This window comes from Cupriavidus necator (assembly GCF_013141915.1).
Taxonomy (GTDB): domain Bacteria; phylum Pseudomonadota; class Gammaproteobacteria; order Burkholderiales; family Burkholderiaceae; genus Cupriavidus; species Cupriavidus necator_B.
Map to the genome: position 1 here is coordinate 58,028 of NZ_SROX01000020.1, position 23,989 is coordinate 82,016.

Annotated in this window: 24 protein-coding genes; 22 read left to right on the top strand and 2 right to left on the bottom strand. The window is 66.7% G+C overall.

Features of this window, described 5'->3' with window-relative positions; genetic code table 11:
• The first annotated feature begins 32 nt into the window (after positions 1 to 32).
• From E5S69_RS27105 to cyoD, 8 genes are all read left to right on the top strand, one after another.
• Positions 33 to 1,235 (top strand): acyl-CoA dehydrogenase family protein, encoded by a 1,203-nt coding sequence (locus E5S69_RS27105; RefSeq protein WP_171517543.1) that lies wholly within the window; start codon positions 33 to 35, stop codon positions 1,233 to 1,235.
• A 13-nt stretch (positions 1,236 to 1,248) separates the two neighbouring features.
• Complete coding sequence (locus E5S69_RS27110; protein WP_171517544.1) at positions 1,249 to 2,367, top strand: acyl-CoA dehydrogenase family protein; 1,119 nt, start codon at positions 1,249 to 1,251, stop codon at positions 2,365 to 2,367.
• Positions 2,368 to 2,523: 156 nt separating this feature from the next.
• Complete coding sequence (locus E5S69_RS27115) at positions 2,524 to 2,967, top strand: MaoC family dehydratase (RefSeq protein WP_171517545.1); 444 nt, start codon at positions 2,524 to 2,526, stop codon at positions 2,965 to 2,967.
• Between the two features lie 32 nt (positions 2,968 to 2,999).
• Positions 3,000 to 3,476, top strand: a complete 477-nt coding sequence (locus E5S69_RS27120) for a MaoC family dehydratase (RefSeq protein WP_171517546.1) — start codon at positions 3,000 to 3,002, stop codon at positions 3,474 to 3,476.
• Between the two features lie 599 nt (positions 3,477 to 4,075).
• The gene (cyoA, locus tag E5S69_RS27125; RefSeq protein WP_171517547.1) at positions 4,076 to 5,038 is read left to right on the top strand and encodes a ubiquinol oxidase subunit II; all 963 of its coding nucleotides are present in this window, start codon (positions 4,076 to 4,078) and stop codon (positions 5,036 to 5,038) included.
• A 14-nt stretch (positions 5,039 to 5,052) separates the two neighbouring features.
• Complete coding sequence (gene cyoB, locus E5S69_RS27130) at positions 5,053 to 7,026, top strand: cytochrome o ubiquinol oxidase subunit I (protein WP_171517623.1); 1,974 nt, start codon at positions 5,053 to 5,055, stop codon at positions 7,024 to 7,026.
• Positions 7,027 to 7,031: 5 nt separating this feature from the next.
• Positions 7,032 to 7,676 carry a cytochrome o ubiquinol oxidase subunit III gene (gene cyoC, locus E5S69_RS27135; RefSeq protein WP_171517548.1) on the top strand — a complete coding sequence of 215 codons (645 nt, stop codon included), beginning with the start codon at positions 7,032 to 7,034 and terminating at the stop codon, positions 7,674 to 7,676.
• A complete protein-coding gene (cyoD, locus tag E5S69_RS27140) occupies positions 7,676 to 8,044 on the top strand; it encodes a cytochrome o ubiquinol oxidase subunit IV (RefSeq protein WP_171517549.1) in 369 nt (122 codons plus the stop codon). Before cyoC ends, cyoD begins: the two co-directional genes overlap by 1 nt.
• A gap of 78 nt (positions 8,045 to 8,122) precedes the next feature.
• Here the strand turns inward: cyoD and E5S69_RS27145 are convergent, their stop codons facing one another.
• Positions 8,123 to 10,177 (bottom strand): gamma-glutamyltransferase family protein, encoded by a 2,055-nt coding sequence (locus tag E5S69_RS27145; RefSeq protein WP_171517550.1) that lies wholly within the window; start codon positions 10,175 to 10,177, stop codon positions 8,123 to 8,125.
• 450 nt (positions 10,178 to 10,627) lie between these two features.
• Between E5S69_RS27145 and urtA the strand changes: the two genes are divergently transcribed.
• The 13 genes from urtA to ureG all read left to right on the top strand — a co-directional run bounded on the left by urtA (position 10,628) and on the right by ureG (position 22,420).
• Entirely contained in the window at positions 10,628 to 11,884 is a 1,257-nt protein-coding gene (urtA, locus tag E5S69_RS27150; protein ID WP_171517551.1) for an urea ABC transporter substrate-binding protein, read from the top strand.
• Between the two features lie 146 nt (positions 11,885 to 12,030).
• The gene (urtB, locus tag E5S69_RS27155) at positions 12,031 to 13,653 is read left to right on the top strand and encodes an urea ABC transporter permease subunit UrtB (protein WP_236901449.1); all 1,623 of its coding nucleotides are present in this window, start codon (positions 12,031 to 12,033) and stop codon (positions 13,651 to 13,653) included.
• Positions 13,653 to 14,858: an urea ABC transporter permease subunit UrtC gene (urtC, locus tag E5S69_RS27160; protein WP_171517624.1), complete on the top strand. Its 1,206-nt coding sequence runs from the start codon at positions 13,653 to 13,655 to the stop codon at positions 14,856 to 14,858. The genes urtB and urtC overlap by 1 nt, the downstream gene beginning before the upstream one ends.
• On the top strand, positions 14,855 to 15,703 hold the full coding sequence (gene urtD / locus E5S69_RS27165; RefSeq protein WP_171517553.1) for an urea ABC transporter ATP-binding protein UrtD: 849 nt from the start codon (positions 14,855 to 14,857) through the stop codon (positions 15,701 to 15,703). Before urtC ends, urtD begins: the two co-directional genes overlap by 4 nt.
• A gap of 2 nt (positions 15,704 to 15,705) precedes the next feature.
• Positions 15,706 to 16,398 carry an urea ABC transporter ATP-binding subunit UrtE gene (gene urtE / locus E5S69_RS27170; protein ID WP_171517554.1) on the top strand — a complete coding sequence of 231 codons (693 nt, stop codon included), beginning with the start codon at positions 15,706 to 15,708 and terminating at the stop codon, positions 16,396 to 16,398.
• A 25-nt stretch (positions 16,399 to 16,423) separates the two neighbouring features.
• Entirely contained in the window at positions 16,424 to 17,296 is an 873-nt protein-coding gene (locus tag E5S69_RS27175; RefSeq protein ID WP_171517555.1) for an urease accessory protein UreD, read from the top strand.
• 39 nt (positions 17,297 to 17,335) lie between these two features.
• On the top strand, positions 17,336 to 17,638 hold the full coding sequence (locus E5S69_RS27180; RefSeq protein WP_171517556.1) for an urease subunit gamma: 303 nt from the start codon (positions 17,336 to 17,338) through the stop codon (positions 17,636 to 17,638).
• Positions 17,639 to 17,687: 49 nt separating this feature from the next.
• Complete coding sequence (locus E5S69_RS27185) at positions 17,688 to 18,299, top strand: HupE/UreJ family protein (RefSeq protein ID WP_171517557.1); 612 nt, start codon at positions 17,688 to 17,690, stop codon at positions 18,297 to 18,299.
• 11 nt (positions 18,300 to 18,310) lie between these two features.
• A complete protein-coding gene (locus tag E5S69_RS27190) occupies positions 18,311 to 18,616 on the top strand; it encodes an urease subunit beta (RefSeq protein ID WP_171517558.1) in 306 nt (101 codons plus the stop codon).
• The gene (ureC, locus tag E5S69_RS27195) at positions 18,613 to 20,331 is read left to right on the top strand and encodes an urease subunit alpha (protein WP_336510618.1); all 1,719 of its coding nucleotides are present in this window, start codon (positions 18,613 to 18,615) and stop codon (positions 20,329 to 20,331) included. Before E5S69_RS27190 ends, ureC begins: the two co-directional genes overlap by 4 nt.
• Before the next feature lie 29 nt (positions 20,332 to 20,360).
• Positions 20,361 to 20,954, top strand: coding sequence for an urease accessory protein UreE (ureE, locus tag E5S69_RS27200; RefSeq protein ID WP_171517560.1), 594 nt, complete (start codon positions 20,361 to 20,363; stop codon positions 20,952 to 20,954).
• Between the two features lie 130 nt (positions 20,955 to 21,084).
• Complete coding sequence (locus E5S69_RS27205; protein ID WP_171517561.1) at positions 21,085 to 21,777, top strand: urease accessory protein UreF; 693 nt, start codon at positions 21,085 to 21,087, stop codon at positions 21,775 to 21,777.
• Between the two features lie 13 nt (positions 21,778 to 21,790).
• Entirely contained in the window at positions 21,791 to 22,420 is a 630-nt protein-coding gene (gene ureG / locus E5S69_RS27210; RefSeq protein WP_171517562.1) for an urease accessory protein UreG, read from the top strand.
• On the opposite strand, the gene E5S69_RS27215 is transcribed toward ureG, so the two are convergent.
• A complete protein-coding gene (locus tag E5S69_RS27215) occupies positions 22,417 to 22,836 on the bottom strand; it encodes a helix-turn-helix domain-containing protein (protein ID WP_236901445.1) in 420 nt (139 codons plus the stop codon). The two genes, ureG and E5S69_RS27215, sit on opposite strands and share 4 nt — an antisense overlap.
• A 296-nt stretch (positions 22,837 to 23,132) precedes the next feature.
• Here E5S69_RS27215 and E5S69_RS27220 point away from each other — a divergent pair, with 296 nt between their 5' ends.
• Positions 23,133 to 23,966 (top strand): hypothetical protein, encoded by an 834-nt coding sequence (locus E5S69_RS27220; RefSeq protein WP_171517564.1) that lies wholly within the window; start codon positions 23,133 to 23,135, stop codon positions 23,964 to 23,966.
• Positions 23,967 to 23,989 lie beyond the last annotated feature (23 nt).

Consider the following 23,989-nt stretch of genomic DNA (forward strand, 5'->3'; position numbering starts at 1 on the left):
CCCGCGCCATGCCGGCACCACTGGAGACGGGCATGGATCTCAACTACTCGGCGTCCGACGATGCCTTCCGCGAGGAAGTGCGTAGCTGGCTCGAAGCCAACTTGCCGGCGGACATCCGCGGCAAGATTCTCAACCACCGCCGTCCGAACCGCGACGACCTGGTGCGCTGGCACAAGCTGCTCGCTGGCAAGGGCTGGTCGGCGCCGCACTGGCCGGTCCAGTACGGCGGCACCGGCTGGAACGCCACCCAGCGCCATATCTGGGACGAAGAGAATGCCCGCGTCGGTGCGCCCGGCGTGCTGCCGTTCGGCGTGGCCATGGTCGCGCCGGTGATCATGAAATACGGCAACGAGCAGCAGAAGTCGTACTACCTGCCGCGCATCCTGGACTGCACCGACTGGTGGTGCCAGGGCTATTCGGAGCCGGGCTCGGGTTCGGACCTGGCCTCGCTGAAGACCCGCGCCGAACTGACGTCCGACGGCAAGCACTACATCGTCAACGGCCAGAAGACCTGGACCACGCTCGGCCAGCACGCCGACATGATCTTCTGCCTGGTGCGCACCGATCCCGAGGCCAAGAAGCAGGAAGGCATTTCGTTCCTGCTGATCGATATGAAGACGCCGGGCATCACCGTGCGCCCGATCATCATGCTCGACGAAGAGCATGAAGTGAACGAAGTCTTCTTCGACAACGTCAAGGTGCCGGTCGAGAACCGCGTCGGCGAAGAGAACAAGGGCTGGACCTACGCCAAGTACCTGCTTGGCCACGAGCGCACCGGCATTGCCCGCGTCGGCAACTCCAAGCGCGAGCTGGGCTTCCTCAAGCGCGTGGCGCGCCAGCAGCAGAAGAACGGCAAGCCGCTGCTGGAGGATCCGGTGTTCGGCGCCAAGGTGGCCGCGCTGGAAATCGAGTTGATGGCGCTGGAGATCACCGTGCTGCGCGTGGTGTCGAGCGAAGCGGCGGGCAAGGGCCCCGGCCCCGAGGCCTCGATGCTGAAGATCAAGGGCACCGAGATCCAGCAACTGCTGACCGAGCTGATGGTCGAGGCGGTCGGCCCGTACGCGCAGCCGTTCGACACTGCCTACCTGGAGTGCGAGACCGAGCACGCCGTGACCGAGTACGACGACGCCGCGCCGCTGGCCGCGTACTACTTCAACTATCGCAAGACCTCCATCTACGGCGGGTCCAACGAAATTCAGAAGAACATCATCAGCCAGATGATTCTGGGGCTGTGAGGAGACACGCATCATGAACTTCAATCTCAGCGACGAACAGAAGCAGCTGGCCGACGCCGTCCGCCGTTTCATCGACAAGGACTATGGCTTCGAAGAGCGCAAGAAGCACTACGAGAGCGCGACAGGCTACGGCGAGTCCGCGTGGGGCGCGCTGGCCGAGCTCGGCCTGACCGCGCTGCCGGTGCCGGAAGCGCAGGGCGGCTTTGCCGGCAAGGCCCTGGACATGATGGTGGTGCAGCAGGAACTGGGCCGCGGCCTGATCGTGGAGCCGTACCTGGCCACGGTGGCGGGCGCCTACGCCCTGGCCCTCGCCGGTGGCCAGGAGGCACTGCTGGAGCAGGTCGCCGGCGGCGAGCTGAAGCTGGCGGTGGCCTTCAATGAGCCGCAGGCGCGCTATGAGCTGAACAACGTGCGCGTCACCGCCCGCGACGGCAAGCTCAATGGCCGCAAGGTCGTGGTGGTGCACGGTGGCCAGGCTGACCAGCTGATCGTGTCGGCACGCAGCAGCGGCGGCGATGCCGACCAAAATGGCATCTCGCTGTTCCTGGTGGACGCGAAGGGCGCCGGCGTCAGCATCAAGGACTACCGCACCATCGACAACCTGCGCGCCGCCGATATCACCTTCCAGGATGCGCCCGCGCAATTGCTGGGCGAGGCTGGCAAGGCCTTCGCGCTGGTCGAGCAGGTGGCCGACTATGCCGCGGTGCTGCTGTGCGCCGAGGCGGTGGGCGTGATGGACACGCTCAACGCCGCGACGCTGGAATACGCGAAGACGCGCCAGCAGTTCGGCGTGCCGATCGCGCGCTTCCAGGCGCTGCAGCACCGCATGGTGGAGATGTTCATCCACGCCGAGCAATCGCGCTCGATCACGCTGCTGGCCGCGGCGCGCTTCGAGGAGGCGACGCCGGAACAGCGCCGCCGCTATGTGTCCGCCGCCAAGGCGCGCGTGGGGCAGGCCGCGCGCACGGTCGGCCAGGAGGCGGTGCAGATCCACGGCGGCATGGGCGTGACCAACGAACTGCCGGCCGCGCATATGTTCAAGCGGCTGACGATGATCAACACCACCTTTGGCGATGTCGATCATCACCTGGGCAGGTTTGCTGCCCAGCCGGGGTTCCAGGAAGCTGCCTGAACCTGCCAGTCCAGTCAAAACCGCGCTGTAGTCCAGGCGCGGTTTTTTTCTTTGCGGGCTGTTAGGGGCGGGTTCGGCAAATACGGACGCGCGTGCCCGCCCGCCATGCGATCATCGTGCGGACAAGTCAACCGCATTCACTACGGAGACACCCCCATGCTGTATTTCGAGGATTTTGAAGTCGGCAGCCGCCGCGAGCTGGGCTCCTACCTCGTCACCGAGGAAGAGATCCTGGCCTTCGCACGCCAGTACGATCCGCAACCATTCCATATCGACAAGGAAGCCGCCGCCAACAGCATCTACGGCGGGCTGATCTCGAGCGGCTGGATGACCTGCTCGATCATGATGCGCCTGCTGGTGCTGAGCACCACCGGCAAGTCGGCCAGCATGGGTTCGCCCGGCGTCGACGAGATCCGCTGGCTCAAGCCGGTCTATGCCGGCGACACGCTGACGGTTGTGCTCAACGTGCTGGACACCCGTGCGTCGCAGTCCAAGCCCGACCGCGGCATCGTGCATACCCAGTGGGAAGCCACCAACCAGCGCGGCGAACTGGTGTGCACCGTCAAGGGCATGGGCATGTACGGCCGCCGGCCGGCGTAACCCCACTTAACCGTCACGAGGAGACGATCGACATGCGTACCATCGCAACGCTGGAAGAACTGGAAGGGCTGCAGGGCCAGGAAGTCGCGGTCAGCGACTGGATCGAGGTGACCCAGCAACAGGTCAACCAGTTTGCCGAAGCCACCGGCGACCATCAGTGGATCCATATCGACGTGGAGCGCGCGAAGAAGGAGTCGCCCTATGGCGGCCCGATCGCGCATGGCTTCCTGACGTTGTCGCTGCTGCCCAAGTTCATGCACAACGCGCTGAGCATGCCGTCCAAGATCGGCGTCAACTACGGGTTGAACCGCGTGCGCTTCACGGCACCGGTTCCGGTCGGCAGCAGGCTGCGTGCGCGCATCAAGCTGTTGAAGGTCGAACGCCTCGACCCGCTGCCCAAGTCGCCGGAACTGGTGGGCGCGCAGTCCACCTGGGAGGTCACGGTGGAGCGCGAGGGCAGCGAGCGGCCGGTGTGCATCGCCGAGTCGATTACCCGCCGCTACGGCTGAGTCGCGGCGTCGCTTGCCGCACTGCGACAATATGCCACAGCGCAGTGTCGCACCCCGGAAAGCCGCGCCAAGCGCGGCTTTCTGCATATTTGCCCGCGTTTTTGTGATGTTGACGTGGATCAAAGGCGGCGCAGTGCAGCAAGCGGCAGATTGTCCGTTTAAATGAACAGTGTGTTCCGTGGCGTTGGGTTTACCCCTAATGTTGCGTTGCGGTACAGTCGCGCCCACGATGTTTTACGTGTTGCGCTCCCCGGCCGAAAACCGCGCCTGCCCTGACGGCAGGTCTGTCGGGAAGCGCAAAAGCCTCGTATTCCAACGCTACCCGGCCGCTGTTGTGAGCCGGGACCGTTCGCGGTTTCGGCCAGGTGCCGCAGCGCCGGCAAGGTCCTACAGGGCCTGCAGCGCGCGCAGTCAGTCCTTCCGTGTTCATGGCGTTGCAAGGCCGCATGGTCTCCCGGCGCACGATCCGCCCCCAGACCGCAACGCCAGCTAAGGACACGTCCTTCCGGTTTTCCCTCAGCCCCACGCCTCTTGCGCAAGCATCAGGCGGTTTAGCCGCGCTTTTGCCCGAGGCGCGGTGTAACCAAACCAGTCGTGACATGAAGAAACCCATACTGCCGCGGTGGACGCGGTTCCTGCCTTGCCTTGGCCTGCTCCTGCTCGCCGGCTGCAACATGACGCTGCTCGATCCCAAGGGGCAGGTCGGCGTCGACATCAAAGGCATCATCCTGATCGCCACCTGGCTGATGCTGCTGGTGGTGGTGCCGGTGATCGTGCTGACGCTGGTGTTTGCCTGGAAGTACCGCGCCAGCAATACCTCGGCACGCTATGAACCCGACTGGTCGCACTCGACCGCGATCGAAGTGGTGGTGTGGCTGATCCCCTGCCTGATCATCATCGCGCTGGGCATCATCACCTGGAAGTCTTCGCACGACCTGGACCCGTACAAGCCGCTGGAATCCAGCAAGAAGCCGGTCACGGTCGAGGTGGTGGCGCTGAACTGGAAGTGGCTGTTCATCTATCCGGAACTGAAGATCGCCACCGTCAACCAGATCGCCTTCCCGGTCGACACCCCGGTGAACTTCAAGATCACCTCGGATTCGATCATGAATTCGTTCTTCATCCCGCAACTGGGCAGCCAGGTGTACGCCATGGCCGGGATGGAAACCAAGCTTCACCTGATCGCCAACCAAGCCGGCAGCTATGACGGCGTGTCCGCCAACTACAGCGGCGGCGGCTTCTCGGGCATGAAGTTCAAGGCCATCGCCATGTCGAACTACGAGTTCGACCAGTGGGTGGCCAAGGTGCGCGCCTCGTCGACCGAACTGGGCGTCGAAGGCTACCAGACGCTGGCACAACCCAGCGAGAAGGAGCCGGTCACGTACTACGGCAAGGTGGAAGACCAGCTCTTCCACAACATCCTGCACAAGTACATGGGCCACGGCGGCGCCGCACTGGCCGCCGACGGGTTCAAGGGCGGCCCGATCTGCACGTCGCGCAACACCCTCGGTGAAGAGCAGCTGTCCTTGACCACGCCGGCCGCGCTGCCGGCGGGCGCGTAATCCTGGGAGCAATGATGTTTGGCAAGTTGAGTTTGTCGGCGATTCCGTTTCATGAGCCGATCATCATGGTCGTGCTGGCCGGCGTCGCCCTGGGCGGTGCCGCGCTGTTTGGCGCGATCACCTATTTCAAGAAGTGGAGCTACCTCTGGAACGAGTGGTTCACCTCGGTCGACCACAAGAAGATCGGCGTGATGTACTGCCTGGTGGCGCTGGTCATGCTGCTGCGCGGCTTTGCCGACGCGGTCATGATGCGCACCCAGTTGGCCCTGGCCACCAACGGCGCCACCGGCGTGCTGCCGCCCGAGCACTACGACCAGATCTTCACCGCCCACGGCGTGATCATGATCTTCTTCGTGGCCATGCCGCTGATGACCGGCCTGATGAACCTGGTCGTGCCGCTGCAGATCGGCGCGCGCGACGTGGCCTTCCCGTTCCTGAACACGCTGTCGTTCTGGCTGTTCGTGGCGGGCGCCATGCTGGTCAATGTCTCGCTGGGCGTCGGTGAGTTCGCCAAGACCGGCTGGCTGGCCTACCCGCCGCTGTCGGGCCTGGACTTCAGCCCCGGCGTAGGGGTGGATTACTACCTCTGGAGCTTGCAGATCTCAGGCTTGGGCACGCTGCTGACCGGCGTGAACTTCCTGGTGACGATCCTGCGCATGCGCGCCCCGGGCATGACGCTGATGCGCATGCCGGTGTTCACCTGGACCGCGCTGTGCACCAACGTGCTGATCGTCGCCGCTTTCCCGGTGCTGACCGTGACCCTGGCGCTGCTGGGCCTGGACCGCTACCTCGGCATGCACTTCTTCACGAACGATGGTGGCGGCAACGCCATGATGTACGTGAACCTGATCTGGATCTGGGGCCACCCCGAGGTGTACATCCTGATCCTGCCGGCGTTCGGTATCTTCTCTGAAGTGATCGCCACGTTCTCGGGCAAGAAGCTGTTCGGCTACAAGGGCATGGTGTACGCGACCGCCGCGATCATGGTGCTGTCGTTCATCGTGTGGCTGCACCACTTCTTCACGATGGGCTCGGGCGCCAACGTCAACGCGTTCTTCGGCATCACCACCATGATCATCTCCATCCCGACCGGGGTGAAGATCTTCAACTGGCTGTTCACGATGTACCGCGGCCGCGTGCAGATGACCACGCCGGTGCTGTGGACGCTGGGCTTCATGATCACCTTCGTGATCGGCGGCATGACCGGCGTGCTGATGGCCGTGCCGGCCGCCGACTTCGTGCTGCACAACAGCCTGTTCCTGATCGCCCACTTCCATAACGTGATCATCGGCGGCGTGCTGTTCGGCTACCTGGCCGGCATCACCTACTGGTGGCCGAAGGCGTTCGGCTTCAAGCTGAACGAGCGCCTGGGCAAGTGCGCCTTCTGGTGCTGGCTGGTGGGCTTCTACTTCGCCTTCATGCCGCTGTACGTGCTGGGCCTGATGGGCATGACCCGCCGCCTGAACCACACCGACAACCCGGCCTGGACGCCGTGGCTGTACCTGGCCGTGGTGGGCGTGGTGTTCGTCGCGCTGGGCATCTTCTTCCAGGTGCTGCAAATCGTGGTGTCGATCCGCGACCGCAAGCAGCTGGCCGACGTCACTGGCGACCCGTGGGGCGGTCGCACCCTGGAGTGGGCTACTTCGTCGCCGCCGCCGTTCTACAACTTCGCGCACACCCCGGTGGTGCGTGACCTGGACGCGTTCGCCGACATGAAGGCCCGTGGCGAAACCCTGCCGACCGAAGGCTACGAGAAGATCCACATGCCCAGGAACACGGGCGCGGGCTTCTACATCGGCGCCTTCAGTCTGGTGTTCGGCTTTGCCCTGACCTGGCACATCTGGTGGCTGGTGGTGGTTGGCCTGGTCGGCATGATCTGGGCGTTCATCCACCGCAGCAACGACGACCACATCGACTACTACGTGCCGGCCACCGAGGTCGAGCAGATCGAAACGCGCCATCTGCAGCGCATTGCTTCGCAAGCCTGAGAACCATGTCGACTCAAGTCCTAGACCGCATCCCCGCGCAGGCAGGCGCCCCGGCTCAGGCCGGTGCGCACGGCCATGACCATGCGCACCACGATACCAGTGCCAATACGGTGTATGGCTTCTGGATCTACCTGATGAGCGACTGCATCATCTTCGCCGGGCTGTTCGCGGCCTTCGCCGTGCTGCGCGGCGAACTGGCAGGCGGCCCGTCGGCGAAGGAGCTGTTCGAGCTCAACTACGTGCTGGTGGAGACCTTCATCCTGCTGTTCTCCTCGATCACGTACGGCATGGCGATGATCTCGCTGCAGAACCGCAGCCTGAAGCACGTGCAGACCTGGCTCGGCATCACGTTCCTGCTGGGCCTCGCGTTCATGGCGATGGAAATCAACGAGTTCCACCACCTGATTGCCGAAGGCGCCGGCCCGGGCCGCAGCGCGTTCCTGTCGTCGTTCTTCACGCTGGTCGGCACCCACGGCCTGCACGTCGCCAGCGGCATGCTGTGGATGATCGTGCTGATGTGGCAGCTGGGCAAGAAGGGCATCACCCCGACGCTCAGCAAGCGCCTGATGTGCCTGTCGCTGTTCTGGCACTTCCTGGACGTGGTCTGGATCGGCGTGTTTACCGTGGTCTACCTGATGGGACATCTGTGATGGCACAACACAACGCACCGGCGGCGCACGGCGCCCACGACTCGCACGCGCACGACAGCCATGCTGGCGGCCACGCCAGCTTCAAGTCCTACGCGATCGGCTTTATCCTGGCCGTGATCCTGACGGTGATCCCGTTCAAGATCGTGATGGACGGCACCATGGACAAGGGCACCATGCTGTGGATCATCCTGGGCATGGCCGTGGTCCAGATGATCGTGCACCTGAAGTACTTCCTGCACCTGGACTCGTCGTCCGAACAGCGCAGCAACGTGATCGCGCTGCTGTTTACGGCGCTGATCCTGGTGATCGTGGTGGCGGGTTCGCTGTGGATCATGCACAACCTGAACGCCAACATGATGGTGATGTAAGGGCTGCGCTGTCCTGGCATCCTGGCATCGACAAACGGGGCCCCGCGAGGGGCCCCGTTTTGCTTTGCCGCGACCTCGTCAGGGCTTGAAGGTATCGCCCAGCACCACGCCCTCGCGGCGCGGGTCCGCGCCGCCCACCAGCACCGCGGTGCCGCCGATGGTGGAGCGGATAATCGCGCTCAGGCCGCTAGACTGCGCCGCGACATTCACCGTATGGCCGAGGTTGCGCAAGCCCCGCACCAGCGGGTCGTTGTCGCCTGGCAGGCCGCCGGCCGGCGTGCTGGTGTCGACATTGGGATGCTCGCCGCCGACGATCATGGCCGAGCCAGCGCCGTTGGAGCCGCCGAAGTCGATCATCGACACCGCCTGCTGCGCATCCATGCCCCAGTCCAGCGATGCCACCAGGGTCTTGGCCACGTACTGGATGATGGTGGCGCCGCCGGGCGAGCCGGTGGTCATGTAGAAGTCGCCACGCGAGCCGTCGCCATTGCGCCGGAACACCAGCGTCGGTGCCATCGAACTGCGCGGGCGCTTGCCCGGCTGCAGCCGGTTGGCCACCAGCACACCGCCGGGCGCCGGATCGGCATTGAAGTCGGTCAGCTCGTTGTTGAGCAGGAAGCCGTTGGTCATGTGATACGAGCCCAGGCCCGACTCGATGGTGGTGGTCATCGCCACCACGTTGCCGTACTTGTCGTGCAGCGACAGGTGCGTGGTACCCCGTTCCTCCACCATCGACGGCGCCAGCGGCACGTCGCCGAGGTTGCCCGCCGCCACCGGCGTCACCATCGAACTGGTGGTGCTGATCAGGCTGGCACGCTGGCTCAGGTAGGGCTTGTTCAGCATGGTGTCCCAGGTGCCGCCGGGCAACGGGATGAAGTCGGTGTCGGCCACGTACTTGTTGCGGTCGGCGTAGGCCAGGTGTCCGGCTTCGCCCATCAGGTGGACGCCCAGCACGCTGGGCCGGCCGCCATTCTGGTCAACCAGCGTGGGCTTCTGCGCCGCCATGTCGAAGTTCTCGACGATACCCAGGATCTGCGCCACCGCGATGCCGCCCGACGACGGCGGCGGCATGCCGCACACCTCGTACTGCCGGTAGGTGGTGCACACCGGCGTGCGCTTCTTGGCCTGGTAGTTGGCCAGGTCGTCCAGCGTGGTCACACCGGGCGTGGTGGTGCCGTCGTAGGTGGTCTGGATCTTGTTGACGATAGCCTGGGCGATCGGGCCGTTCTTGTAGAACACGTCGGCGCCGCCCACGGCGATGGCGGTAAACACCGCCGCCAGCGCGGGATTGCGCAGCATGGTGTTGACCGCGCGCGGCGTGCCGTCGGGGTTCAGGAAGTAGGCAGCCATCTCGGGATCGCGCTTGATGTTGGCCACGGTGGCGCTGTCCGAGATCGCGGCGGCCATGCGCGGCGGAATCGCAAAGCCGTCGACGGCCAGCTTGATCGCCGGCGCGAACAACTCCTTCCACGCGGTCTTGCCGTAGTCGCGGTGGGCCAGCTCGAGCACGCGCAGCGTGCCGGGGGTGCCGATGGAGCGGCCGCTGCGGATCGCGGTGGGCAGCGGCGCGGTCTGGTCGGTCGCCGACTTCCAGCGCAGGTAGTTTTCATCGGCGGCGGCGGGCGCGGTCTCGCGGCCGTCGTAGGCGGTGACCTGGCGGGTCGCGGCGTCGTAATGCAGGATAAAGGTGCCGCCGCCGATGCCCGACGATTGCGGCTCGACCAGGTTCAGCACCATCTGCGCCGCCACGGCGGCGTCGATCGCGGTGCCGCCGGCCTTCAGCACGTCGCACGCTGCCTTGGTCGAGACCGGGTTGTTGGTCACGGCCATATAGGTCTTGCTATAGACGGTGACCTTGGGCGCGTAGCCGGTGGCCTGCTCCGGCGCGTTGGGGTCGCCTGGCAGGACCACGGCCTGGCCGCCGGTGCTGCCATCCAGCTCGCAGCCGGCGGTGGGCGTGAGCGGCGGTGGCGACGGTGGCGGTGATTCGCCGCCACCGCCGCCGCAAGCGCCCAGCGTCAGCGCAAGCGCCGCCAGGGCCAGCTTGCCGCGGCGCTGGCGCCAGGGAGGGGTGGCGCGCAGCGGCAACTGCGGCTCATCGGAGGATGCGTTGGGGTCGGCAGCGTACGGCATGATTTCTCCTTCCTTGTGTGGTCCGGGAAATGCCTGGGCCGCCGTCGCACGGGAAAGACCGCGGCCAGCTTTCACCGTAGTCGGGCGGCGCTCCGGTCTTAATCATTGAATGTACTGATTTACATGCATTCGAATCCGGGTTTAAGCGGCGGCTTAATTGAAACCGGCCATGGTGCGGGTAGGCCGGCGCTTGCCCATGGCGCCACGGTGGCGCAAGCCCGGTCCGCCTGTGTGCGTCATGCACCGTGATCGCCCGCCATGGCTGGCACGCACTGTCGCAGTGCGTGATTGCGCTGCACGGTGATGGTGCGCGCGAGCACTGTGGCCGGCATTCGGCCGCGCGCGCCGCCTGGGGCCGCGCCAGGCGCGGGTTGTCGGTTGGCACGCTAGTTGCAGATGCATCACCCGGGGAGCGTAGTCCCTGACCAACACCATAAACGGGAGCTGCAAATGCAACGACGTGACATGCTGAAGCTGTCGGCGATAGCCGCCGCGGCGATGATCGGTACCAGCCCGCTGGCGCTGGCGCAGTCCAAGGAGCCGATCAAGGTCGGCATCCTGCATTCGCTGTCCGGCACCATGGCCATTTCGGAAACGTCGCTGAAGGACGTGGCCCTGATGACCATCGACGAAATCAACAAGAGCGGCGGCGTGCTGGGGCGCAAGCTGGAGCCAGTGGTGGTGGACCCGGCGTCGAACTGGCCGCTGTTCGCCGAGAAGGCGCGCCAGCTGGTCAGCAAGGACAAGGTGGCGGTGACCTTCGGCTGCTGGACATCGGTGTCGCGCAAGTCCGTGCTGCCGGTCTACGAAGAGCTGAACGCGCTGCTGTTCTACCCGGTGCAGTACGAAGGCGAGGAAATGTCGAAGAACGTCTTCTACACCGGCGCCGCGCCCAACCAGCAGGCCATCCCGGCGGTGGAATACCTGATGAGCAAGGAGGGCGGTGGCGCCAAACGGTTCTTCCTGCTCGGCACCGACTACGTCTACCCGCGCACCACCAACAAGATCCTGCGCGCCTTCCTGAAGAGCAAGGGGGTTGCCGACAAGGACATCGAAGAGGTCTATACCCCATTCGGCCACAGCGACTACCAGACCATCGTCGCCAATATCAAGAAGTTCTCGCAGGGCGGCAAGACCGCGGTGGTCTCGACCATCAACGGCGATTCCAACGTGCCGTTCTACAAGGAACTGGGGAACGCCGGGCTCAAGGCCAAGGACGTGCCGGTGGTGGCGTTCTCGGTCGGTGAAGAAGAGCTGCGCGGTATCGACACCAAGCCGCTGGTGGGCCACCTGGCCGCGTGGAACTACTTCATGTCGGTCAAGAATCCCGAGAACGACGCCTTCCGCAAGCAGTGGGCGGCCTGGGTCAAGGCCAACAACCTGCCCGGCGGCGACAAGCGCGTGACCAACGATCCGATGGAAGCCACCTACGTCGGCATCCACATGTGGGCGCAGGCCGTGAAGAAGGCCGGCAGCACCGATACCAACAAGGTGCGCGCCGCCATGTACGGCCAGACCTTCAAGGCACCGGACGGCTTCACGCTGACGATGGGTGAGAACCACCACCTGTACAAGCCGGTGATGATCGGCGAAGTCAAGGGCGACGGCCAGTTCTCGGTGGTGTGGAAGACGCCGAAGGCGGTGCGTGCGCAGCCGTGGAGCCCGTTCATCGCGGGTAACGAAGGCAAGCCGGACAAGGTGATGTAAGCGGACGCCAGTCTGGCTCCGTGACGATGGCTTCCCTCTCCCGCAAGGCGGGGGAGGGAGCGCATCGCCCCCTTTCGCACACCAGAACAACAAGGCGCTGAAGCGCCGCCACTGCGCCAGCCACTATGCCCAAACTACTTCCGACAATGGCCATGCCATGGCTGCGCGCCCTGCTGTCGGCGTTGCTGCTGGCGGCTGCGCCGTGGGCCGCGGCGCTGACGCAGGCCGACCTGAAGCCGCTGGCCGAAGACGATTTCGATGCCAAGACCGCGGCACTGACCGCGCTCGCGAAGGCCCCGCCCGAGCAGGCCGGCCCGATCCTGAAGGCCCTGCAGGACGACGCGCTGCAATACGCAGCGTCGGTCGGCATGGTGCGCCAGGACGGCGATAAGACCGTCGATGCCATTACCGGCAAGCCAGTCGCGGTGAAAGCCGACGAACTGGAGTCCCTGACACTGAACAACAGCCTGCGTGCGCTGGTCGACAGCGCCGCCAGCAGCCTGCTGCTGCAGTCACCCGACATCGCGGTGCGTGCGCAGGCGGTCGCCACGCTGCGCGCCCAGCCGGAAAGCGCCTCGCGCGCCGCGGTCGAAGCCGCGCGCAAGAATGAGGCCGATGCCGGCCTGCGCACCAGCCTGGACGTGATCTGGGCCAACCTGGTGCTGGCCGAGCCGGCTGACCCCGCAGCGCATGACGCGCGGCTTGAAGCCATCCGCATCCTCGGCAGCGACAGCAACCCGCAGAGCCGCCAGAAGCTGGCGCCGCTGGTGGAGCGCGACAGTGCCGGCCGCTACCGCGAGCCTGATGGCAGCGTGCGCGTGGCCGCGCAGCAGGCGCTGGACACGCTGCAGGGCGACCAGCGCCGCGCCGAAGTGATCGGCAACCTGTTCGCCGGACTGAGCCTGGGCAGCGTGCTGCTGCTGGCCGCACTCGGGCTCGCCATCACCTATGGCCTGATCGGCGTGATCAACATGGCGCACGGCGAGTTCCTGATGATCGGCGCCTATGCCACCTACGTGGTGCAGTCGCTGTTCCGCGCCTACGCGCCCGGTGCGTTCGACTGGTATCTGCCGGCGGCATTGCCGGCGTCGTTCCTCGCTGCCGCCATGGTGGGCTTCGTGCTTGAGCGTCTGGTGCTGCGCCACTTGTACGGGCGCCCGCTGGAAACCCTGCTGGCCACTTTCGGCGTGAGCCTGCTGCTGATGCAGGCGGTGCGCACGCTGTTCGGCGCACAGAACGTCGAGGTCGCCAATCCCGGGTGGATGAGCGGCGGCTTCGCATCGATGTCGGGACTGGTGATCCCCTACAACCGCGTGGTCATCATCCTGTTCGCCCTGGCGGTGGTGATGGTGGCGTGGGCGGTGCTCAACCGCACCCGGCTGGGGCTGTTCGTGCGCGCGACCACGCAGAACCGCACCATGGCGGCGTGCGTCGGCGTGCGCACGTGGCGGGTCGACAGCTACGCCTTTGCCTTCGGCGCCGGCATTGCTGGGCTGGGCGGCTGCGCACTGTCGCAGATCGGCAATGTCGGGCCTGACCTCGGCCAGGCCTACATCATCGACTCATTCATGGTGGTGGTGCTGGGTGGCGTCGGGCAGCTGGCGGGGACCATCGTCGGTGCATTCGGGCTGGGCATCCTCAACAAGTTCATCGAGCCGTTCTACGGCGCGGTGCTGGCCAAGATCTTCGTCCTGGTGCTGATCGTGCTGTTTATCCAGAAGCGGCCGCAGGGACTGTTCGCGCTCAAGGGGCGCAGCGCGGAGGCATGATGCAGCGATTCCAGACTGATTCTTCCGCGGCACCGTTCCGGCTTGCCGTGCCCGAACGCCAGCCGCTGTTCTCGCCGCGCGGCTGGATCGCGCTGCTCGCACTGGCGGTGATCGTCGGCATCGGCGTGCCGGTGGGTGCGCTGCTGGTGCCGGAAGGCCACCCGCTGCACCTGTCGGCGTACGCGCTGACGCTGGTCGGCAAGATCATGTGCTTCGCGCTGGCGGCAATCGCGCTCGACCTGGTGTGGGGCTACTGCGGCATCCTCAGCCTCGGCCATGGCCTGTTCTTCGCGCTGGGCGGCTATGCTATGGGCATGTACCTGATGCGTTCGATCGGCCGCGAGGGCGTATATCAAAGCGAATTGCCGGACTTCATGGTGTTCCTCGACTGGAAGGAACTGCCGTGGTTCTGGCACGGCACCGACCACCTCGGCTATGTGCTGCTGCTGGTAGTGCTGGTGCCGGGCGTACTGGCGTGGCTGTTCGGCTTCTTTGCCTTCCGTTCGCGCATCAAGGGCGTGTACCTGTCGATCATCACGCAGGCCATGACGTATGCGGCGATGCTGCTGTTCTTCCGCAACGAGACCGGCTTCGGCGGCAACAACGGCTTTACCGACTTCAAGCGCATCGCCGGGTTCGCCATCGCCGCGCCGCAGACGCGCACGGCGCTGTTCGTGCTGACCTTCCTGGCGCTGCTGGCCGGCTTCATCGCCTGCCGCTACATCGTCACCTCGAAGCTCGGCCGCGTGGTCGCGGCGGTGCGCGATGCCGAGATGCGCGTGATGTTCTCCGGCTACAGCCCGCTCGGCTACAAGCTGTTCGTGTGGACCTTCTCGGCGGTGCTGTGCGGCATCGCCGGTGCGCTCTACGTGCCGCAGGTCGGCATCATCAACCCGGGCGAGATGTCGCCCGGCAACTCGATCGAGATGGCAGTGTGGGTCGCCGTTGGCGGGCGCGGCACGCTGATCGGGCCGGTGATCGGCGCGTTCCTGGTCAATGGCGCCAAGACCCTGTTCACCGCCCACTTTGCCGAATACTGGCTGTTCCTGCTGGGCGCGATGTTCGTGCTGGTGACGCTGTACCTGCCAGATGGCGTAACGGGGCTGTGGACACGCCTGCGCCAGCGTCGCGCCGCGCCGGCACCGCTTGCGCCGGAACCCGTTTCCGCGCCCGTCGTCGCGGGCCGCACCGGAGGTGAAGCATGAACGCCGCGCTTCAGCATGGCCAGGCCGAAAGCGGCGATGCCACCGGCCTGGGCCGCGTGCTCGAGCCGGGCACCATCGATGTGTCGCACGGCCCGATCCTCTACCTGGAAGACCTCACCGTGCAGTTCGACGGTTTCCGCGCGCTCAACCAACTGAACCTGTCGATCGACCATGGCGAGCTGCGCTGCGTGATCGGCCCCAACGGCGCCGGCAAGACCACCATGATGGATGTCATCACCGGCAAGACCGGGCCGCGCAACGCCAGTGTCAGCGGACGCGTGTTCCTCGGCCAGACCATCGACCTGATGCGCATGACCGAGCCGCGCATCGCACAGGTGGGCATCGGCCGCAAGTTCCAGAAGCCCACCGTGTTCGAGCAGCATGCGGTGTGGGAGAACCTGGAACTGGCGATGCAGGCCGACAAGCGCTGGTGGTCGTCGCTGCGCGCGCGCCTGACCCCGGCGGGGCATCGCCGCATCGAAGAGACCCTGGCGCTGACCGGCCTGGAGGCCGAGGCCTACCGGCCCGCGGGGATGCTGTCGCACGGACAGAAGCAGCGGCTGGAGATCGGCATGCTGCTGATGCAGCAGCCGCAGCTGTTGCTGCTCGACGAGCCGGTGGCCGGCATGACCGATGAAGAGACCATGCAGCTTGCCGGCCTGCTCAACGGCCTGCGCGGCAGCTGCTCGATGATGGTGGTGGAACACGACATGGAGTTTGTCGCCGCGCTGGCCGGAGATGCCGGCAAGGTCACGGTGCTGGCCGAGGGCAGTGTGCTGGCCGAAGGCACGCTCGACAGCGTCAAGCGCGACGAGCGCGTGATTGAATCCTACCTGGGGAGATAGGCATGCTGCAGGTCAATGCACTGAACCAGTTCTACGGCGGCAGCCATATCCTGCGCAACGTCAGCTTCGAAGTGCCGGCGGGCCGGCTGACCACGCTGCTCGGCCGCAACGGCGTAGGCAAGAGCACGCTGCTGAAATGCCTGATGGGCGTGGTGCCGACGCGCAGCGGCAGCATCCATTGGGACGGCAAGGCCCTGGAAAAGAAGGCGCCTTATGAGCGGGTGTCCGCGGGGCTGGCCTATGTGCCGCAGGGGCGCGAGATCTTCCCGCGGCTGACGGTCGAGGAGAACCTGCTGATCGGCGCCGCCAGCCGCGCGCGGCCCGCGGGCGTGCCGGAGCGCATCTACCAGCTGTTCCCGGTGCTGCGCACCATGCGCCTGCGCCGCGGCGGCGACCTGTCCGGCGGGCAGCAGCAGCAACTGGCAATCGGGCGCGCGCTGATGAGCGAGCCGGGCCTGCTGATCCTGGACGAACCGACCGAAGGCATCCAGCCCTCAATCATCCAGGACATCGGCCGCGCCTTGCGGCTGTTGGTCGACGAGTTCGGCATGACGGTGCTGCTGGTCGAGCAGTACTACGAATTCGCGCGGCAGATTGCCGACCACTATGTGGTGATGAGCCGCGGCGAAGTGGTGGCGCGCGGCGCCGGCGCCAGCATGGAGCAGGACGGCGTGCGCGAGCTGATCGCCGTATAAAGCGCGCACAAGCCCTTCGCCAGCCATGCGCCATCCCGATTTCCCTTCGTCCGTCGCCATGCTGCCGGCAGCATGGCAGGCCACGCTGCACTTGCGCTTTGCGCGGCGCGGTGAGCGCACCGCGCTGACTGAGCGCCGCCATCGGGGCCCGCTGCTGGTGCAGAAGCCGTTGTACCCGGAAGGCGCCATCTGCCACGCGGTGATCCTGCACCCGCCGGCGGGGGTCGCGGGTGGCGACAGCCTGGAGATCGACGTGGCGGTGGAGGCCGGCGCGCACGCCGTGCTGGCGACGCCCGGCGCCACCAAGTGGTACAAGTCGCTCGGCCGCGATGCGTCACAGCAAGTGCGGATGGCGGTGGGCGAGGGCGCGCGGCTGGACTGGCTGCCGCAGGAGAACATCGTCTTTGACGACGCGCGGGTGCGGATTTCGACCGTGCTCGACGTGGCGCCGGGCGGCAGCGCGATCGGCTGGGATGCCGTGGTGCTCGGCCGGCAGGCGTCGGGCGAGCAGTGGACGCGCGGCGCGCTGTGGCTGGACACCCGCATCGGCGCCGGCGCACGCGCGCTGTGGATCGAACAATCGCAGCTGGAAGCGGCCTCGCCGCTGCGCACCGCCGTGGCGGCGCTGGACGGGCTGAACGTGCTGGGCACGCTGTGGGCCGTCGGCGCCGGCGCCACGCAGGAACTTGCGGAAGCGCTGGCCGAGCGGCTGCCCTATACGCCGGCGTTGCGCGCCGGCGTGACGTGCCTGGCCGCCCACGGCCAGTCGATGCTGCTGCTGCGCGTGCTGGGCCGGCACATGGAAGCGGTGCGCCACGTCATGACCGACAGCTGGCAGGTGCTGCGCATGCCGATCCATGGCGTCGCGGCGCGGCCGCTGCGGCTGTGGGCCACGTAGCCCGCCAAACGACAATCGAGCAAGTACAAGGAACCAGGCATGGAACTGACGCCGCGAGAGAAAGACAAGTTGCTGATCTTCACCGCCGCGCTGCTGGCCGAGCGGCGCAAGGCCCGCGGGCTCAAGCTGAACTACCCGGAAGCGGTGGCGCTGATCACCGCCGCCATCATGGAAGGCGCGCGCGACGGCAGCACCGTGGCCGAGCTGATGCACGCCGGCACCACCGTGCTGCAGCGCGAGGACGTGATGGACGGCGTGGCCGAGATGATCCCCGAGATCCAGGTCGAGGCCACCTTCCCGGACGGCACCAAGCTGGTCACGGTGCACCATCCCATTGTCTGAAAACGCATTGATCACCGCAGCCGACCACCCGGCCAAACCGAGGAACGCCATGACCCGTACCGCTTGCCGCCGCCTTGCCCTGGGCGCATTCTTGACCGTTGCCGCCGGCGCCGCGCTGGCGCATCCCGGCCACGATGCCGCCACCGTCGGCGCCAGCCTGTGGGCCGGCCTGGCGCACCCGTTCACCGGCGCCGACCACCTGCTGGCGATGGCCGCGGTGGGCGTATGGAGCGCGCTGGTGGCGGGCTCCGCCGGCGCTACGCTGCGACTGCCGCTGGCCTTTGTCGCGCTGATGCTGGTGGGTGCCGAGCTGGGGCTGGCCGGCCTGGCGCTGCCAGCGGTCGAACCGATGATTGCGGCTTCGCTGCTGGTGATCGGCCTGTTGCTGGCATTGCGCGCCAGGCTGCCGGCATGGGCCGGCACGCTGCTGGTTGGCGGCTTTGCCATGTTCCACGGCTATGCGCATGGCGCGGAACTGCCCGCCAGCGCGGGCGCGCTGCCAGCGGTGCTGGCCTACGTGGGCGGGTTTGCCGCGGCCACCATGGCGCTGCACCTGCTGGGCATCGGCGCCGGCACGCTGCTGCGCCGCCATGCCGGCTGGCTGGCGCGCGCCGCCGGCGCCGGCGTCGCGCTGTACGGCGCGGGCCTGCTGGTGTCCTGAGGAGCAGCGCGATGATTCCCGGTGAACTGATGCCCGCCGACGGCGAGATCGAACTCAATGCCGGCCGCGCCACGGTCAGCGTGACCGTGGCCAATACCGGCGACCGGCCGATCCAGGTCGGCTCGCACTTCCACTTCTACGAGACCAACGCCGCGCTTGCGTTCGAGCGCGAGGCCGCGCGCGGTTTCCGCCTGAACATCGCCGCGGGCACTGCGGTGCGCTTCGAGCCCGGCCAGACGCGCACCGTCGAGCTGGTGGCGCTGGACGGCGACCGCATCGTGTACGGCTTCAACGGCAAGATCATGGGAGCGCTGTGATGGCGAAGATTTCCAGGCAGGCCTATGCCGAGATGTTCGGCCCGACCACCGGCGACCGTTTGCGGCTGGCCGACACGGGTCTCATCGTCGAAGTCGAGAAGGACTTCACCATTTATGGCGAGGAAGTGAAGTTCGGCGGCGGCAAGGTCATCCGCGACGGCATGGGCCAGAGCCAGCGCATGGCGAAGGACTGCGTCGACACCGTGATTACCAACGCGCTGATCATCGACCACTGGGGCATCGTCAAGGCCGATATCGGCCTGAAGCACGGACGCATCGCAGCGATCGGCAAGGCCGGCAATCCCGATATCCAGCCGGGCGTCACCATCGTGGTGGGCCCGGGGACCGAGGTGATCGCGGCCGAAGGCATGATCGTCACGGCCGGCGGCATCGACAGCCATATCCACTTCATCTGCCCGCAGCAGATCGAAGAGGCGCTGATGAGCGGCGTCACCACCATGATCGGCGGCGGCACCGGCCCGGCCACCGGAACCTTCGCCACCACCGTGACGCCGGGGCCGTGGTACATGGAGCGCATGCTGCAGGCGGCCGATGCCTATCCGATGAATATCGGCCTGCTGGGCAAGGGCAACGCCAGCCAGCAAGGCCCGATCCTGGAGCAGGTGGAAGCCGGCGCCATCGGCCTGAAGCTGCACGAAGACTGGGGCACCACGCCGGCGGCGATCGACACTTGCCTGTCGGTGGCGGACGCGACCGACACCCAGGTCGCGATCCATACCGATACGCTCAACGAGGCCGGTTTTGTCGAGACCACCATTGCCGCGTTCAAGGGCCGCACCATCCATACGTACCACACCGAGGGCGCGGGCGGCGGCCATGCGCCGGACATCATCAAGGTCTGCGGCGAGGCCAACGTGCTGCCGTCCTCGACCAACCCGACGCGCCCCTACACGGTCAACACGCTGGACGAGCATCTCGACATGCTGATGGTGTGCCACCACCTGGACCCGTCGATCGCCGAGGACATCGCTTTCGCCGAAAGCCGCATCCGCCGCGAAACCATCGCCGCCGAGGACATCCTGCACGACCTCGGCGCGTTCTCGATGATCTCGAGCGATTCGCAGGCGATGGGGCGCGTCGGCGAGGTCATCATCCGCACCTGGCAGACCGCGCACAAGATGGCGGCGCAGCGTGGCAAGCTGCCCGGCGATCCGCACGATGCGCGCGGCGGGCACGACAACTTCCGCGTCAGGCGCTATGTCGCCAAGTACACGATCAATCCCGCGTTGACCCATGGCATCGCGCATGAGGTGGGATCGGTCGAGGTCGGCAAGTGGGCCGACCTGGTGCTGTGGCGCCCGGCATTCTTTGGCGTCAAGCCGAGCCTGATCCTCAAGGGCGGCATGATCGCCGCCGCGGCAATGGGCGACCCCAACGCCTCGATCCCGACGCCGCAGCCGGTGCACTACCGGCCGATGTTTGCCGCGGCCGGCGGCGCCCTGCATCGTTCTTCGCTGACCTTTGTGTCGCAGGCGGCGCTGGCGGCCGGCATCGGCGAGCGCTACGGCCTGGCCAAGACGCTGTCGGCCGTGCGCGGCACCCGCACGGTCAGCAAGCGAGACATGGTCCACAATGACTGGCAACCGCACGTCACGGTCGATCCCGAGACCTACCAGGTCGTCGCCGACGGCCAGTTGCTGATGTGCGAGCCCGCCACCGAGCTGCCCATGGCGCAGCGCTACTTCCTGTTCTGACCGGCCGGGGCAGTTGCCTTGGAATACCCATGCTGAAGATCGACAAACTCCTGACCGCGCCGCACGGCATTGCGCCGGTGCTGGTGCGCCGCGCACCCAAGCTGGTACTGCCCTTCGCCGACCGCAGCAAGAGCCGCCTGCGCGCGGTGCTCGACAACGGCGCCGACGCCGCGCTGTTCCTGCCGCGCGGCACGGTGCTGCGCGGCGGCGACCTGCTGGTGGCGGAAGACGGCAGTTTCGTCGAGGTGCAAGCCGCCACCGAATCCGTGCTGGAAGTGCGCACGCAAGACCCGCATGCGCTGATGCGCGCGGCCTACCACCTTGGCAACCGGCACACGCCGGTGGAGATCGGGCGCGACTACCTGCGGCTCGAATATGACGCGGTGCTGGCCGACATGCTGCAGCGGCTGGGGGTGCGCGCCGAACGCGCCGAACTGCCGTTCGAGCCGGAGGCGGGCGCCTATGGCGGCGGTCACAAGCATGGGCATGACGCGACGTTCGCGGAGGACTATGCGGCGGCGCAGGCGGTGTTTCATGAGCATCATGGGCATTCGCATGGGCATGACTACGATCATGGCGACGCGGGTCATGTTGACGACGCTTCCTGCGTGCATAAGCATTAATTGCCGCTAGCGCTGACACATGAAGGTACGTTGTGAACCAGCCTGATTACCTCGCCCACACCGACACCGCGCTCCCCTCTCCCGCAGGTGGGAGAGGGGAGCGAATCGTCGCAAAGCGCAGGATCGTGTAATGACCTCTCTCCCTCAACTCATCTCGCTGCTTCACCTTGCCTCGCCTGCATTGCCGATCGGCGGCTTCAGTTATTCGCAAGGCCTCGAGGCCGCCATCGAATGTGGCAGCGTGCAGGATGCGCCGAGCGCCGAGCGCTGGATCCGCGACAACCTGCTGCAGGTGCAGGCGCAATGCGAGGCGCCGCTGTGGCTGCTGCTGCATCGATACTGGCAGGCGGGCGACACCGCACAGGTACAGGCATGGAATGACTGGTTCCACGCCACCCGCGAGACCTCCGAGTTGCGGCTGGAGACGGCGCAGATGGGCTGGTCGCTGGCCAGGCTGATTGCGCAGATGGAGTGGGGCACGCCGGTGCTGCGCGAGACCCTCGCGATGCTGTCGCCGGCATGCCTGCCGACGGCTTTTGCGGCCGCCTGCGTGGCGCTGGAGATCGCGGCGCGCGACGGGCTGGCCGCCTACTGCTTCAACTGGGCCGAGAACCAGGTGGCCGCGGCGATCAAGGCGGTGCCGCTGGGCCAGGTGGCTGGCCAGCACATGCTGCGGCGCCTCCACGGCGCGGTGCTCGATACCGTTGCAGAAGCCGCGCGCCGCGCCGACGCCACGCCGCCGCAACTGTCGACGTTTTCCCCGATGCTGGGCCTGCTGTGCGCACGGCACGAAACGCAGTACTCCCGCTTGTTCCGATCCTGAACCGATACCCACCATGACCAACGCCCGTACCAAGAACAACCCTCCGCTGCGCGTCGGTGTCGGCGGCCCCGTCGGCTCCGGCAAGACCACGTTGCTGGAAATGCTGTGCAAGGCGATGCGCGACCGCTATGACCTGGTCGCGATCACCAACGACATCTACACCAAGGAAGACCAGCGCCTGTTGACGATCTCCGGCGCGCTGCCGGCGGAGCGCATCCTGGGGGTGGAAACTGGCGGCTGCCCGCACACCGCGATCCGCGAGGACGCATCGATCAACCTTGAAGCGGTGGATCGGATGCTGTTGCGCTTCCCGGATGCCGACGTGGTCTTCATCGAGTCCGGCGGCGACAACCTGGCCGCGACCTTCAGCCCAGAACTTTCTGATTTGACGATCTACGTCATCGACGTCGCCGGGGGCGAGAAGATTCCTAGGAAGGGAGGGCCGGGCATCACCAAGTCGGACCTGCTGGTGATCAACAAGACCGACCTTGCGCCGTATGTGGGCGCATCGCTGCCGGTGATGGAAAGCGATGCGCGCAAGATGCGTGGCACCCGGCCGTTCGTGATGGGCAGCGTCAAGTCCGGGCAGGGCCTGGACGAGGTGATCCGCTTTATCGAACGGCAGGGCATGCTGGGGGTCTAGGCTTCGGGGCTGGCCTCGGCATCGGGTGCGGAGCGCGCGCCGGCACTGGTGTGTCCCAGCGCCGGGCGGAAGCTGCCCTTGCCCGCCAGCGCCCGCGCCACCGCGGCCACCAGGTTCAGCTCGGGCTCGCTCAGCTCGGCCATGTGGTGCACCGTGGCCTCGATCGCCGCGCGCTGGCGGTTGCCGAACGGCGCACGGGATTGCTCGACCTGGAGCTGGCTGGCGTCGTGGCGGCTGAAGTCGAGCATTTCGGCGGTGGGTACGGCAAGGGTCTCGGCCAGCCTGCAGATGTTGGCCAGCGCCAGGTTGCGCTTGCCGCTTTCAATGCCGCTCAGGTACGAGCGCGACAGCCCGCTTTCGAGCGAGAGGGTCTCTTGGGACCAGCCTCTTTGCTTGCGTAGCCAGGCGAGATGCAATCCGAAAAGTCTGAGATTTCGAGTAGGCATGGGATCATGAAAAGTTCGGAGTGGTCTGAGGCTAAGGGTTTGACCTTGAGGCAACGACAACTTATCCTCTTCCTCACTATCGGTGTCCGATCCGCAAATTGAGGGGCGCGCCAGGCATTGGCGCGGCACGATGGCATCAACCGGGCGGCCTGCATCGCAGCGCCGCGCCAGACGGGTTATTGCGCCAGACCGAGCGTCACGCCGCCACGCGTGCGCCGGCTGCGCGGACAGGCGCATGGCGCCTGTCGCCCTGCAGGGGGATTGCCATGCAGATCTTCACGCTGTTCGAGGCGCGCATGCGCGCCAGCGATGCCGACCGCCGCGCGCCGTCGGATTTCATTCCCGGATTCCAGCCACGCTTGCTTGCCGCCGCTGCCGGCCTCGGCTGCACCTGCGACTACGTCTTCCTCTGCGCCGGCGAGCGCCAGCCGGAATTTTCAGCGGATTGCCATGAATGGTGGGCTTGCCTGCGCGGCGGCCTGCGGTTGTCTTCGCCCGGCCGCGGCAGCTTGCTGGTGGGCGGCGGTGAACTGTTCGCACCCGCGCCGGGCGTGCCGATGCAGGTGCAGGCGGTGGCCGACACCATCCTGGTGCGCGCGGTGCCGCAAGGCCTGGCCGACGCCGCGCGCCCCGTGGCCATGCCCGCGGGCGCGTGGCACTGCGCGCTGGGCGCGCTTGCTCCCGCCGGCGCCGAGGGCGGGGCGCCAACGCAGGCGTTGACGGATGTGCCGGATGCGGATGACCGGCCAGCGCAGCAGGCTATGCGCCCGGAGTTTGTCCAGCTGGATGGGCCGGCGGATGACTGGGGCCGGCGCCTGCAGGCGCGCGGGCTGCGCTGGGCGCTGTGTTACCGGGGCGCCATCGCCCTGCATTGGCAGGGCGCGCTGGTGCGGGCCGGGGGCGACATGGCTTTCCTGCAGCCTGGCACGCTCTACGCGCTGGACGCGCATGAGTCGTGCCGGCTTGACGTGCTGGTGCCGGGCACCGGCCTGCTGTGCTGCTTCGGGCCCGGCGATGCCCCGCACGACGGCGTGGCCTGCGGCGGCGGCCGGCGCGCGGATGGACACGCCATGGGGTGCACTGCGCTGGCACTGGCCTGATGGCCGGGCTGCCAGCGGGCGCC